13 protein-coding genes are annotated in these 12375 nt (G+C 61.7%); 7 read left to right on the top strand and 6 right to left on the bottom strand.

Annotation, left to right across the window (positions count from 1 at the left end; genetic code table 11):
* Positions 1-28: 28 nt before the first annotated feature.
* From clpS to K663_RS02825, 3 genes are all read right to left on the bottom strand, one after another.
* Complete coding sequence (clpS, locus tag K663_RS02835) at positions 29-403, bottom strand: ATP-dependent Clp protease adapter ClpS (protein WP_235589496.1); 375 nt, start codon at positions 401-403, stop codon at positions 29-31.
* A gap of 141 nt (positions 404-544) precedes the next feature.
* On the bottom strand, positions 545-1399 hold the full coding sequence (locus K663_RS02830; RefSeq protein WP_062113787.1) for a phasin family protein: 855 nt from the start codon (positions 1397-1399) through the stop codon (positions 545-547).
* A gap of 140 nt (positions 1400-1539) precedes the next feature.
* Positions 1540-3282, bottom strand: coding sequence for a PHA/PHB synthase family protein (locus K663_RS02825; RefSeq protein WP_062113786.1), 1743 nt, complete (start codon positions 3280-3282; stop codon positions 1540-1542).
* A 141-nt stretch (positions 3283-3423) separates the two neighbouring features.
* On the opposite strand from K663_RS02825, the gene K663_RS02820 reads away from it, so the two are divergent.
* Genes K663_RS02820 through K663_RS02810 form a run of 3 tightly spaced genes read left to right on the top strand, consistent with a single transcriptional unit; the run spans position 3424 to position 5682 of the window.
* Positions 3424-4632: an LL-diaminopimelate aminotransferase gene (locus K663_RS02820; RefSeq protein ID WP_062113784.1), complete on the top strand. Its 1209-nt coding sequence runs from the start codon at positions 3424-3426 to the stop codon at positions 4630-4632.
* 40 nt (positions 4633-4672) lie between these two features.
* Positions 4673-5149, top strand: a complete 477-nt coding sequence (locus K663_RS02815) for a DUF2721 domain-containing protein (protein WP_062113782.1) — start codon at positions 4673-4675, stop codon at positions 5147-5149.
* On the top strand, positions 5146-5682 hold the full coding sequence (locus tag K663_RS02810; protein WP_062113779.1) for a (2Fe-2S)-binding protein: 537 nt from the start codon (positions 5146-5148) through the stop codon (positions 5680-5682). Before K663_RS02815 ends, K663_RS02810 begins: the two co-directional genes overlap by 4 nt.
* A 7-nt stretch (positions 5683-5689) precedes the next feature.
* Here K663_RS02810 and K663_RS02805 read toward each other — a convergent pair whose 3' ends face one another.
* From K663_RS02805 to K663_RS02795, 3 genes are all read right to left on the bottom strand, one after another.
* A complete protein-coding gene (locus tag K663_RS02805; protein WP_062113776.1) occupies positions 5690-6499 on the bottom strand; it encodes a DODA-type extradiol aromatic ring-opening family dioxygenase in 810 nt (269 codons plus the stop codon).
* Positions 6500-6567: 68 nt separating this feature from the next.
* Positions 6568-9138 carry an HWE histidine kinase domain-containing protein gene (locus K663_RS02800; protein WP_062113772.1) on the bottom strand — a complete coding sequence of 857 codons (2571 nt, stop codon included), beginning with the start codon at positions 9136-9138 and terminating at the stop codon, positions 6568-6570.
* Complete coding sequence (locus K663_RS02795) at positions 9131-9502, bottom strand: biliverdin-producing heme oxygenase (RefSeq protein WP_443018987.1); 372 nt, start codon at positions 9500-9502, stop codon at positions 9131-9133. Before K663_RS02795 ends, K663_RS02800 begins: the two co-directional genes overlap by 8 nt.
* 27 nt (positions 9503-9529) lie before the next feature.
* On the opposite strand from K663_RS02795, the gene K663_RS24525 reads away from it, so the two are divergent.
* The 4 genes from K663_RS24525 to K663_RS02780 all read left to right on the top strand — a co-directional run bounded on the left by K663_RS24525 (position 9530) and on the right by K663_RS02780 (position 12207).
* On the top strand, positions 9530-9823 hold the full coding sequence (locus K663_RS24525; RefSeq protein WP_162492760.1) for a hypothetical protein: 294 nt from the start codon (positions 9530-9532) through the stop codon (positions 9821-9823).
* A 113-nt stretch (positions 9824-9936) separates the two neighbouring features.
* Positions 9937-10767, top strand: coding sequence for an RcnB family protein (locus K663_RS02790; protein WP_235589495.1), 831 nt, complete (start codon positions 9937-9939; stop codon positions 10765-10767).
* A 99-nt stretch (positions 10768-10866) separates the two neighbouring features.
* The gene (locus K663_RS02785) at positions 10867-11544 is read left to right on the top strand and encodes a 2OG-Fe(II) oxygenase (protein WP_062113765.1); all 678 of its coding nucleotides are present in this window, start codon (positions 10867-10869) and stop codon (positions 11542-11544) included.
* Positions 11545-11733: 189 nt separating this feature from the next.
* The gene (locus K663_RS02780; protein WP_062113763.1) at positions 11734-12207 is read left to right on the top strand and encodes an RcnB family protein; all 474 of its coding nucleotides are present in this window, start codon (positions 11734-11736) and stop codon (positions 12205-12207) included.
* The last annotated feature ends 168 nt before the right edge of the window (positions 12208-12375 follow it).

The following is a 12375-nucleotide window of genomic DNA, read 5'->3' as shown; positions in this document are numbered from 1 at the left end:
CCTGGACCGGCGCGCCACCGCTATGCGGTCACGCCTTTTCCAGCGTGCATTGAAGAGGATGCTGATTCTGCCGGGCAAAGTCCATCACCTGATTGACCTTCGTCTCCGCCACCTCATAGCTGAAGATGCCGCATACGCCGACCCCGCGTTGATGGACGTGCAGCATCACGCGGGTCGCTTCTTCCATGTCCATGCGGAAGAATTGCTGCAGCACATGCACGACGAATTCCATCGGCGTATAGTCGTCGTTCAACATCAATACCTTGTAGAGCGAAGGCTTTTTCGTGCGTGATCGTGTGCGCGTGGCGATGCCCACATTGGGGCCGCCGGGGCCATCCCCCTGGTCGTCCTGATCCCTGCCCGCCATGGTGATGGGATATGCCGCTGTGCTGGTGCTGCTCATGTCGGATGAGAATATGGCGATTCCACCTGGCATGGCAAGGGCGCAGGGCACAAGTCATCGTAGGTTGTGCGGTAACCAACAGTGGCGGCACCCGCCAAAGGCAGGAGCCGCCACATTTGTCCGTCGAAAGAGCGCCGCAGATCAGGCGGCGATCGACTTCACCTTGTCGGTCACCACGGTCACGCGAGCGGTGAGCGGCTGGGCTACGTCACCCGCCAGCTTGATCAGCGCTTCGCTGCTCTTGGCCGCTTCCTTGGTCAGCTCGTCGAAGCTGCTGGAGAAAAGCTGGCTCTGAAGCTGGAAGAACTCGGTCGGCGTCTTAACCGTGGAGAAGCTCTTGAAAGACGCGGTCGCCTTTTCAAAGCTCTTGCGGCTGTAATCGACAGCGTCCTGACCCAGGGTCTCGATGCCCTTCGCAGCAATCTTGCCGGATTCAACCAGCGCCTCGACATTGCCCTTGGCGATGTCGCTCAGCTCTTCGATGGCCTTGGTCGACTTTTCAACGCTGGCCTTCGCCTTTTCGTTGAAATCGGCATAGGCCGTTTCCAGCTTGGCCTTGGTCTCTTCAGCGAACTTCTTTCCGGTTTCGATTACATCGTTCATTATCTTGGTTCCTTCTGTGGCGGGCAGCGATTCGGGCTCTATCGGCCCGGCCTTAGATGACAGGCTCTTGACTTCCGGGGGTTCAACCTTTGCCTCTTCTACCAGGGGCACAGGTGCCGAGGGCACAGGTTCGACTGCTGGTGGAGTGGCCGGTTCGGGCGCCGCATCGGCGGCGGTGGTCGCAGCAACGATTGCAGCCGGATTCACTTTGGCGGCAGCCGAGGGCTTGGGTGCGGCGGGCTTCTTGACGACTACCGACTTCACCGACGGAGCGACGCTGGGATTGACCCCGACCGCCGCTTCCGCAGCCTTAAGCGCTTCAGCTGCCGAAAGGGTCGATGAGGATTTTTTTATCCCCGGCTTGCGACGAGATGACTTTGGAGTCACTGCCATAAAACGTCCTCCGTTGTTGCAGTGCACAATACACATCAGCACCCGACAATGCAAGTGCTATTGTGCAGTGCAGCAACGTCGTTTCAATGTGAGCGATTCCGCGATCGACTCGCGCCGAACCTGGAGGAAAAATCAGGGAGTTATTGTCCCTTTACGTAGCGTCCAGGCGCATCCTCGATAGCCTTGAGCCGTCCCCCTCCTGGCATGCGCGCACCTTTGGTCGCAACCACGGTTGAATCGCCTATTGATCGAATCCATTCGATCCAGTCGGGCCACCAGCTTCCCTTGGTTTCCTTCGCACCTGCAATAAAGGCGTCCAGACTGTCCAGCAACTCATCACAGGTCCAATATTGATATTTGCCGGCAGCGGGCGGATTTATCACGCCCGCGATATGACCCGACCCCGCAAGCAGAAAGCGCAACGGCCCGGAAAAATGCTGGGTCGCCTTCCACACGCTTTCGGCAGGCGCGATATGGTCCTCGCGCCCGGCCTGCACATAGGCGGGTGTGTGGATCTTCCGCAGGTCGAGCGGGGTGCCGTCCACGCTCAGCGCGCCCGGCTTCACCATCAGATTGTCGCGGTACAGCTGGCAGAGATAATCCTTGTGCCACCGCGCGGGCAGGTTGGTCGTGTCGCCATTCCAATAGAGCAGGTCGAAGGGGGGATAATCCTCCCCCAGCAGGTAATTGTTGACGACATAATTCCAGATAAGATCGCGCCCGCGCAGCAGATTGAAGGTCGCGGCCATGTAGCGCCCGTCCAGGAACCCGCCGGCCGACAACGGCTCCAGCAGCTTCATCTGATCATCGTCGATGAAGACGGCCAGGTCGCCTGCCTCGCTGAAATCGACTTGCGCGGTAAAGAAGGTCGCGCTCGCCACCTTGTCAGCCTCGCCCCGCGCGGCCAGCAGCGCCAGCGTAGCGGCCAGCGTCGTGCCCGCGACGCAGTAACCGATGGTATGGACGCTGGGGACGCCCAGCAATTCGCGCACCGTATCGATCGCATCGATCTGGCCGCGCAGGATATAATCGTCCCAGACAATATCCTTCATCGACGCATCGGCCGATTTCCAGGACACCAGGAACACGCTCAACCCCTGATCGACCGCCCATTTGACGAAGCTCTTTTCAGGCGCCAGGTCCAGAATGTAGAAGCGGTTGATCCATGGCGGGAAGATGATCAGCGGGGTTTCCAGCACCTTCGCCGTACTCGGCGCATAATGGATCAGCTGGTAAAGCGGCGTTTCCTTTATCACCTTGCCCGGGGTCGCGGCCAGATTGCGACCAACCTCGAACTGCGTGCCATCAGTATGGGTAAGTTGGCCCTTTTCGATGTCGGCCAGCATATGCTGCAGACCCTTCACCAGATTTTCGCCCCCGCTCTGCATCGTCTTTTCGACGACGAGCGGGTTGGTGAGCGGGAAATTGCTGGGCGCCATGGCATCGAGCAGGCCGTTAGTGGCAAAACGTAGCTTTGCCTTCTGCTTGGGATCGACGCCATCCACCGCATCCGCCATCTTCAACAGATAATCGGACAGCAGCAGATAGCTCTGCCGGATAAGGTCATAAAAGGGATGGTTGGTCCATGCGGGATCGGCGAAACGCCTGTCCTTGCGCGCCGCCGGGCTGCCGGGTGGCGGCGGTTCGACCCGGTCGCGCAGCATGCCCCCCGAATCGAGGAAGCGCTGCCACAAGGCAAGCCCTTCATTGGCGAAGCCGGTCTGGACGCGGGAGAGCATTTGCGGGTCGAAAGGCAACGCTCGACCGGTCGCCCCGGCTGCCTGTTCCAGCATCAATTGCTGCGCGCGGCCAAGCACTTCTGTCCACTGCTGCATCTGTTCCAGCGTCGGCAGATGCGGTTCATTGAGGTCTTGCGCTTCCATGGCCACCTTCCTGCTCCTGGCATCATCCTACCCGCCGCTTTCACTGGCGCGAAACGGATCGCCGGGTTATAGCCGAAGCGCGTCGCATCGAAAGCTGTCGCAGCACTATCCCCTACGGAGACCTTTCAGGAAAGCCCTATAATGTCCGAAGAATTCTACCGCATGAAGCGCCTGCCGCCCTATGTCATCGCCGAAGTCAACGCGATGCGGGCCGCCGCGCGAGCCGCGGGCGAGGACATTATCGACCTGGGCATGGGCAATCCCGATCTGCCCCCTCCCGACCATGTGATCGCCAAGCTGTGCGAAGTCGCGCAGAAACCGAGCGCACATGGCTATTCCCAGTCGATGGGCATACCCGGCCTGCGTCGCGCGCAAGCGAACTATTATGGCCGGCGCTTTGGCGTCGATCTTGATCCGGAAACCGAAGTGGTCGTGACCATGGGGTCGAAGGAAGGCCTGGCGAGCCTGGCCACAGCGATCACTGCCCCCGGCGACGTCGTGCTGGCGCCCAATCCCAGCTATCCGATCCATATGTTCGGCTTCATCATCGCGGGCGCGACCATCCGGTCGGTTCCGACCACGCCGGACGAAAATTACTGGAAGTCGCTGGAGCGGGCGATGGCCTTTACCGTGCCGCGCCCTTCGATCCTGGTGGTCGGTTATCCCAGCAATCCGACGGCGGAGACGGTCGACCTTGCCTTTTACGAGCGGCTGGTCGCCTGGGCGAAAGAGAACAAGGTCTGGGTTCTTTCCGACCTCGCCTATTCCGAGCTTTATTATGACGGCAATCCGACGCCCTCGATCCTGCAAGTACCGGGCGCGAAGGATGTTGCGGTCGAGTTTACATCGCTCAGCAAGACCTATTCCATGGCGGGCTGGCGTATCGGCTTCGCGGTGGGCAACCGCCAGCTGATCGCGGCCTTGAAACGGGTGAAGTCCTATCTGGATTATGGCGCGTTCACGCCCATTCAGGCCGCTGCCTGCGCGGCGCTCAACGGGCCGCAGGACATCGTCCAGAAGAACCGCGAGCTCTATCACAAGCGCCGCGACGTCATGGTCGAGGCGTTCAGCCGCGCGGGTTGGGAAATCCCCGCGCCAAAGGCGTCGATGTTCGCCTGGGCGCCACTGCCCCCCGCGCTCAAGGATATGGGCAGCCTGGAATTTTCCAAGCAGCTCCTCATCCACGCCAAGGTCGCAGTCGCCGCAGGCGTCGGCTATGGCGAGGATGGCGAGGGTTTCGTACGCATCGCGATGGTCGAGAATGAGCAGCGGCTGCGGCAGGCCGCACGCAACATCAAGCAATATCTGAAATCCATGGGCGTCAACACGCCCGCCAAGGGCGCTGCCTGACAGAAGGAAAAGACGGGTTGCAGGCGAGGCGCTGTCACCGATGATCCCCGTGCCCCAGGTCTCCCTCGTCTCGCAGACGATTCAACTTGCCTTGGCGCCGGTGTTCCTGCTCGCGGGCATCGGCGCTTTCCTCAACGTCTGCGTCGGGCGGCTTGCGCGTATCATCGACCGGGCAAGGCGGGTGGAGGAAAAGATTCTCAACTCGCGCGGCAAGGAACATGATCGCCTGGTAAGCGAAATTCGCGTGCTGGACCGGCGAATGAGCGTCGTCAACGCGGCGATCTTCCTCTCGGTCGTGTCTGCCTGCGCCGTTTGCCTGGTCGTCATCCTGCTGTTCGCGGGCAACCTGTTCGACGCGCATCTCGGTACGGCGATTGCAATCCTGTTCAGCCTTTCAATGCTGCTTCAGGCCGGGGCCTTTGCTACTTTCATTCAGGAAATCCGCCTCGCGTCACGCATCATCCACATCCGCAACGAGGTACTCTATCACAAGGTGGAGGAGGATGAGGCCGGATGACGAAGTTCACCGTCAATGATCGGCCTGTCCAATACAGGATGGATCCCGAAACCCCGCTGCTGTGGGCGCTGCGGGATGCATCGAACCTCACGGGCACCAAATATGGCTGCGGCACCGGCGATTGCGGCGCCTGCACAGTGGACATCGATGGCCTGGCGGTTCGATCCTGCCAGGTGTCGATCGGGGAGACGGAGGGCCGCTTCGTCACGACCATCGAAGGCCTTTCACCCGATCGCGGCCACCCGTTGCAGCAGGTCTTCGCCGCCGACAACGTCTCGCAATGCGGCTATTGCGTCCCCGGCATGATCATGGCGGCCGCCGTACTGCTGAAGCGTAACAATGATCCGGGCGACGAAGAGATAGACGCCGCAATCACCAATATCTGCCGCTGCGGCATCTATCCCCGGCTGCGGGGCGCGATAAGGCGCGCTGGCCGGATCATGCGCGGCGAAGAGCAGGTCGAGGCTGCGCCCCCGCCCGGCGTCCAACCTGAAGACGCTGCCCGCGCCGTTCCGGCGCTTCGCCGCCCCTGACCCTCGCTCAGCCGAAACGATAGGCCGATATAGGCCAGCCGCGCACTGCGCTATGATGATCGGCGCGACCTGCATCGTCGCCGCCCGCGCCCAGCGCCACCATCAATGGCAACAGATGTTCTTCGCGCGGATGAGCGAAGCGAGCCTGTGGCAGCGCCTCCCACGCGGCAACGCGATCCGCGCGGCGCTCCACATGACCATCGGTCACCGCGTCAGTCAGCGCTTCGTCCCACATGATCGAGGGCGTTCTCGCCTCGGAATCCCGCACGCGCATATTATGAAAGCTCATGCCCGATCCGATGATCACCACGCCTTCGTCGCGCAGAGGCGCGAGCGCGCGGCCCGCAGTAATATGTGCTGCCGGATCCAGCCCCGTGCGCAGCGACAGCTGGACGACCGGGATGTCGGCCTGCGGCCGCGCGACCTTCATCGGAATGAATATGCCGTGGTCCCAGCCCCGCTCGCTTTCCTCTGCGACAGCAAACCCGCCTTGGCGAAGCAGTTCGGTTGCCCGCGCGGCGACGGCGGGGGCCCCCGGCGCATCCCAGTGCAACGCGTAGGTATGGGGCGGAAAATTATAATAGTCGAACAGCAGCGTCGGCGCTTCACCGTTGTGAACGGTAAATAGCGGTTCTTCCCAATGGGCCGAAACGATCAGCATCGCGCGCGGAGGCTCAGGCAAGCTCTCGATCAGTTGGGCGAGATAGTCCTGCATCGGTTGCCACATCGGATCACCAGACGGCCGATCCGGATTGGCCGGGTCCGTGAAGAAGCAGGGACCGCCGCCGTGCGGGATGTAAAGGCTGGGCTGTTTCATGCGCCGAACATCAGGGGGCGGACGGCTTCATGCAAGAACATGTAATGAAACGGTCGGTTTCTGCCGCGCTAACGACCCTGCCCGGCGATCACGGGTGCGATGGCCTGGCCCAGGGTCGTACCCGAATAGGGCTTCTTGATCAGAGTGATGTCGCCAAACCGCTCAGGCAGGTCCAGCCCGTCGCCATAGCCCGTTGCGAAAAGGAAGCTGATGCCCCGCGCTGCCAGCAGGTCAGCGATCGGCAAACTCGTTTCAGTACCCAGATTGAAGTCGAGCACGGCAAAATCGATGCGCCCCAGGTCAATGGCCTCCCTCGCCCGGCTGACGCTGGCGACTGTGACCACCTCTGCCCCCAGGTCGCGTAGCGCATCCTCGCCATCCATGGCGATGATCATGTTGTCCTCGACCAGCAGGACGTTGCGTCCCTTCAGCAGTTCCGGGGCGGGTGCAGGCGCTGGCTTTGCCCGCTCCGCGCCGACAACATCAGGCAGAACGGACACGATGTGCGCGGACGGAATGCAGAAATGCGCTTCCACGCCCGCCAGGCGATAGGCGATTTCAGCCCTGCCATCCAGATCATAGGGTATCGACCGTTCGATCACGGTCGATCCAAAGCCCCGGCGGCTGGGAGCAACGACAGCGGGGCCTCCACTTTCCAGCCAGTGCAGCAACAGGCTGCCGTCGGCATCGACATGCCAGTCGATCGCGACCGTTCCGCCGTCGGACAAGGCCCCATATTTCGCCGCATTGGTCAGCAGTTCGTGGATGACCAAGGCCAGGACGGTAAAGGCCGACGGGGTCAACAGAACATTGGGGCCAGTCTGCTTCACCCGATCGCGCCGTTCGCCCAGATAGGCCCCTGCCTCCACTTCGATCAGATCCTGCAACCGGGCCGGAGCCCAGCGATCAGCGGTAATTTGGTCATGGGCGCGCGCCAGCGCCTGGATCCGGCTTTCCAGCGTCGCGATGAATTCCTCCACGGACCGTGCGCTGTCCTTCGTTTGTGACAACAGGCCCCGGATCAGCGACAATATGTTGCGGACCCGGTGATTGAGTTCGGCGATCAGCAATTCCTGCTTTTCGTGCGCTCTCTGCCGCTCCTCATTGGCCGAATCCGACAGGCGCAGGACGACTTCGAGCAAAGCGGTGCGCAGGGCTTCCGCCACTCGCAGTTCTGCCGCGCTGAAGGGCAGCGCCGTACCCTTCACCAGTTCCGACCATTCCTCGAAGCTCTTGCGCGGTGTCAGACGGGGACCGTTAGGGCCATATTCAATGTGTTTTTCCTGATTACCCGCCCAGCGCACCGAACGCATCTGCTCCGCGCGGAACAGGACGACATAATCGCGCGGACGACGGGACAGAGGAATCGCAAGCAGCCCGGCTGCCCGATCCGCATAAGCGGCGGCCTCCGGCATCAACCGAACAAGGCTGTCCGTGGTATAGACCTGACTTGCGGCAGCGCGATTAAGTACCCCGATGATCGCCACAAAGGCGGATTTGTCAGGCGTAAGCCCCGCCAGTGTCATTTCGCCATCAATATAAACCCCGACCCCATCGGCGGGGATCGTGTCGAAGATGACATCGCCCAGCCAGCGGGCGTTGGAAAGAAGGTCGTGATCCTGCGCGACGGCGGACATCAGCCGGTCGGCGACCTGTCGCGCCTTTCCTTCATAATCCGCCGTCTGCGCCCGCTCGCGGCTTTCCAGCATCATGGAAAAGATCTGGCCGAACAGTTCCGCAGCACTGCGCTGGGCAAAACTCGGCAGCCGTGGCCCATAATGATGGCAGGCGAACAGCCCCCACAGCCGCCCATCGACGATGATCGAGATTGAGAGCGAGGCCCCCACGCCCATATTGCCCAGATATTCGATATGAATGGGCGACACCGCACGCAGCAGGCACAGCGACATGTCGAGCGCCACGCCGGCGGGATCAAGAACGGGGACGACAGGCACCGGCTTCGCCTGCACATCCGCGATGATGCGGAATATGTTACGCAGATACAGCGCGCGAGCCTGAACCGGAATGTCGGACGCGGGATAATGAAGGCCGAAAAAGCTGTCGATGCCGGGGCGCAACGCCTCCGCCACGACTTCGCCGTCGCCGCCTTCCGCGAACTGATAGACCATCACCCGGTCAAAGCCGGTCAGCGCCCTCACCTGCCGCGCGCCATCGCGCAGAAAAGCCGCCATGCTGTCCGTCTGCGCCAGCCGCGCGACCATGGATCGAACCATGCTGGTCGCCTCCATCTCATCCGCGCAGGCCGGTTCCGCCTCGATCACCACCAGCGACCCGGAAAAGTGAACCGCAACGTCGAACGGCGGCAGTCCTTCGATCAGGCTCAGCGAAAATATACGCTCAACCGCATCGGGACCGCGCAGCAACGTGATGCGATTGCGCAGCGAGTGAATCGCTTCCCCGCGAAACAGGTCGCTGATCGGCCGGCCAAGCATATCGGCCGGCGTCAGACCAATAAACTCTCCGCTATTGGCGGAAACGCGCGACACCAGCCAATCGGCGGTCAGCGCTACCAGAAATCCATAGGGCTGGATCGTGCCCGGAACATGGATCGGCTCCCGGTCGCAATTGCTGATATCGACGGCGAAGGCGGTCAAATCCGGATCGTGGCCGTCAGCCATGCGTGCCGACCTGTTCTGCGGCGGCCCCGGCCGCGAACAAGGCGAAGGCTGCTTCCGCGCCCCGAATCGCGTCATCTATCCACGCATCACCGCCGCCGTCCGCGGCCCGATCAAGCGCGTCCTGAAAGGCTATCCATCCACCCTTGCCGTGCACCGAGGATAGATAGGCGCGCGGCAGGCCCGGTGGCACGCGGCGCTCAAGCATCGCTCCCCCAAGCCGCGAGCCTTCCAGCGCGTAGAGCGCGCCCCAGCGAAAGGCTTCGCCGCCCTGCCCCTCCACCGGCAATGGATCTGGTAAACGCTCGCCCAGCGCGACCAGGTCCTCCATCAGAAGCGGCAAACGTGGGGCATTGGGCATGGCCATTTGCTCCAGAGGCATGAGAGCGCGCGCGTGCGCTTTCAGGAAAGCGCCATATCCAGCCGGAGAGTCGAAGGAAAATATCGAAAACAAATCATCGACGCGTTGATGGTTCGCCATAGTCGCGTCGCGAAGGGCCTGTCGGACGCGGCCAGCGTTGGACGTTCTTTTCACTGGTCGTTCCTAAAAGCTATGAAATCTATGTGCACTGATCTGGATCAGCTTTTCTTCAGGCAGGCAGCGGTTGGTCGATTTTCTGCCTGTAATGATCGGGCCCAGACCAGCAAGAAGGCCAACCTTACCGCAACGATTCTTTCGGGTAGCTGACAGAAGAGTTCAGCATCGCGACATCGCCATGGTCATAAAGCAGCAATATGCGGGGTATGATACCCCTTATGAAAGCGAAGATGATGCTGAAGAATTTGATGTTGGCAGGACTTATGTCCGCAACGGTTTTGGGCGGCATTGCTCCGGCTTACGCTCAAGGTCGGGAAGATGGATGGCGCGGTCGTAGCGAAGAGCGGGCGGGTCGCCCTGACGGCAACGCGCGCCGGGGCGGCGATCAACGCGGTCCGCGCGGCGACAGTGGCGCACGCGATCAGGCGCAGCGCTGGCAGCAGCAGCGCCAGGCCGACCGCAGACCGGCGCAGCCGCAAGCTGAACGTCGGCAGCAGCAACCTGACCGGCAATGGAACCGCGCTGAAGGCCGTGTCGCTGTGTCACGCGATGCATTGCGCGGCGATGCGAGAGTCCGGGATCGGGCTGACAACGACCGCTACCAATCGCGGGATGATCGCCGGTCCGGCAACCGTCAGGACTGGCGCGACAATCGCCAGGCGCAGCGCCCGGAATGGCGGGACAACCGCCGCGACAACCGGGTGAGCAGCGGTGGCCACTGGCGCGGCAGCCTGGCGGATACGCGCCGCTTCGATGATCGGACGCGCTGGCACGGCCAGCGGCGCTGGGACAATGACTGGCGGCAGGATCGCCGATATGATTGGCGGAGCTACCGCTCGCGCTATGGCGACCGCTATCGGGCTGGCCGCTATTATGCGCCACGCGGATGGAGCTATGGCTATACCCGCTTTTCGACCGGGATCTTCCTCAACGGCCTGCTGTTCTCCAACAGCTACTGGATCGATGATCCTTACTCCTATCGCCTGCCCCCTGCCTATGGGACGCTGAGATGGGTCCGCTACTATGACGATGCCTTGCTGGTCGATATCCGCGATGGCTATGTCGTCGACGTGATCCACGACTTCTTCTGGTAAGGTGGATGAACGATCCTGAAGGATCGCTTGGGCCCGAAGCCATGTGCTTCGGGCTTATTTTCATTTGCGGGACGCAAACGGCCGGGGCAGGAAGCGGGCATGACGGATGTGATCGATGATGGCGGCATCGCTTCAAGCGTGCGGGCGCAAATCGGCGAGGCGGTGCGGGCGAAGCTGGACCGCAATCCGCTGGTCAGCCGGATCGACGCCCCCGGCCTGGAAATCTTTGGCCGCCACAATTTCCTAAGCGCTGACGAGTGTGCTGCGCTGCGCGAAATGATCGATGCCGACGCCCAGCCTTCCACATTGTTTTCCGGCAGCGCCAACGCGGATTACCGCACCAGCCACAGCTGCAATCTGAACAGGTGGGATCCGCTCGTCGCCGATATCAGCGATCGCATTTGCGCGCTGACCGGACTGCCGCCGGTAAATGGGGAAACGCTGCAGGGGCAGCGCTACACCCCCGGTCAGGAATATAAAGCGCATTGCGACTATTTCCCGGTCACCACCAGCTACTGGCCCGCGATGATGAAGACCGGGGGCCAGCGTAGCTGGACCGCCATGATCTATCTGTCGCACGTCGAATCCGGGGGAGAGACGCACTTCCCGCATTGCGAATTCATGGTGCCGCCCGTCGAAGGCATGATCCTCGTCTGGAACAATATGAAGGCGGATGGTGCGCCCAATCCATTGAGCATTCACGCCGCCCGCCCTGTTGAAAAGGGCACGAAATATGTCGTGACCAAATGGTTTCGGGAACGGCCCTGGACCTCATGACCAGCGGCGTCCCGCGTTCAGACCGTGGATACAATTCGCGACATAAATGACTGATTCCTGACAGTCCCGTTCTCGGCCCGTTCAGCGGCGCGGCGGCATAAGCACATCTGTTGGCAGCGGAACCCGCTTACGGGAAACAGGTTTAATTCCCCCGCCGGTTCAGTCCGCCAAGCTGATGGGAGAATATATATGCGTAAGTTTATCATCCTCGGGCTTATCGCCGCAACTGCGATGCCGACCGCCGTCATGGCCCAGTCGCGCAGCGAGGTTCGTGACAGTGCGCGTGACCTGCGGCAGGAACAGCGCGACCTTCGCGATGCACGGCGCTACGGCGACCGTCGCGATGTGCGTGAACAGCGGCGCGACGTCCGCGACGCCAGACAGGAATTGCGCGAAGATTGGCGCGACTATCGCCGCTCCCACCGTGACGTTTATCGCGGCGGCAACTGGCGGGCCCCGTTCCGCTACAATCGCTGGGAAGTCGGCGCCCAGCTACGCCCGACCTTCTACAGCTCGCGCTACTATATCGCTGACCCATACCGTTACCGCCTGCCCCGTCCGGGCAATCGGAACCTCCGCTGGGTAAGGCACTATAATGACGTGCTGCTAGTGAATGTTCGCAGCGGCAGGGTCATGCAGGTCCATCGCGGCTTCTTCTGGTAACGCCAGCATAATTTGAATAGCGGCGGCTCTGGGCACCAGCCCGGAGCCGCTGCGCTTATTGCGGCATTTCCATATATAGAGTGCGCTTGAACCTCGCTCAGCAGGCAAAGAGTTGATTTCAGGGAGCCCCTTGGCCGCGCCGCTCGTCTCCGAGCAGGCGCGGCCGAT

Origin of the sequence: Sphingobium sp. MI1205, from assembly GCF_001563285.1 — a bacterium.
Classification (GTDB): Bacteria; Pseudomonadota; Alphaproteobacteria; order Sphingomonadales; family Sphingomonadaceae; genus Sphingobium.
This window is presented reverse-complemented; position numbering and strand designations above follow the sequence as displayed.

Coding starts and splice junctions, on each gene's coding strand:
- clpS (WP_235589496.1), bottom strand. CDS start 403: ATGAGCAGCACCAGCACAGCGGCATATCCCATCACCATGGCGGGCAGG.
- K663_RS02830 (WP_062113787.1), bottom strand. CDS start 1,399: ATGGCAGTGACTCCAAAGTCATCTCGTCGCAAGCCGGGGATAAAAAAA.
- K663_RS02825 (WP_062113786.1), bottom strand. CDS start 3,282: ATGGAAGCGCAAGACCTCAATGAACCGCATCTGCCGACGCTGGAACAG.
- K663_RS02820 (WP_062113784.1), top strand. CDS start 3,424: ATGTCCGAAGAATTCTACCGCATGAAGCGCCTGCCGCCCTATGTCATC.
- K663_RS02815 (WP_062113782.1), top strand. CDS start 4,673: ATGATCCCCGTGCCCCAGGTCTCCCTCGTCTCGCAGACGATTCAACTT.
- K663_RS02810 (WP_062113779.1), top strand. CDS start 5,146: ATGACGAAGTTCACCGTCAATGATCGGCCTGTCCAATACAGGATGGAT.
- K663_RS02805 (WP_062113776.1), bottom strand. CDS start 6,499: ATGAAACAGCCCAGCCTTTACATCCCGCACGGCGGCGGTCCCTGCTTC.
- K663_RS02800 (WP_062113772.1), bottom strand. CDS start 9,138: ATGGCTGACGGCCACGATCCGGATTTGACCGCCTTCGCCGTCGATATC.
- K663_RS02795 (WP_443018987.1), bottom strand. CDS start 9,502: ATGGCCATGCCCAATGCCCCACGTTTGCCGCTTCTGATGGAGGACCTG.
- K663_RS02790 (WP_235589495.1), top strand. CDS start 9,937: ATGTCCGCAACGGTTTTGGGCGGCATTGCTCCGGCTTACGCTCAAGGT.
- K663_RS02785 (WP_062113765.1), top strand. CDS start 10,867: ATGACGGATGTGATCGATGATGGCGGCATCGCTTCAAGCGTGCGGGCG.
- K663_RS02780 (WP_062113763.1), top strand. CDS start 11,734: ATGCGTAAGTTTATCATCCTCGGGCTTATCGCCGCAACTGCGATGCCG.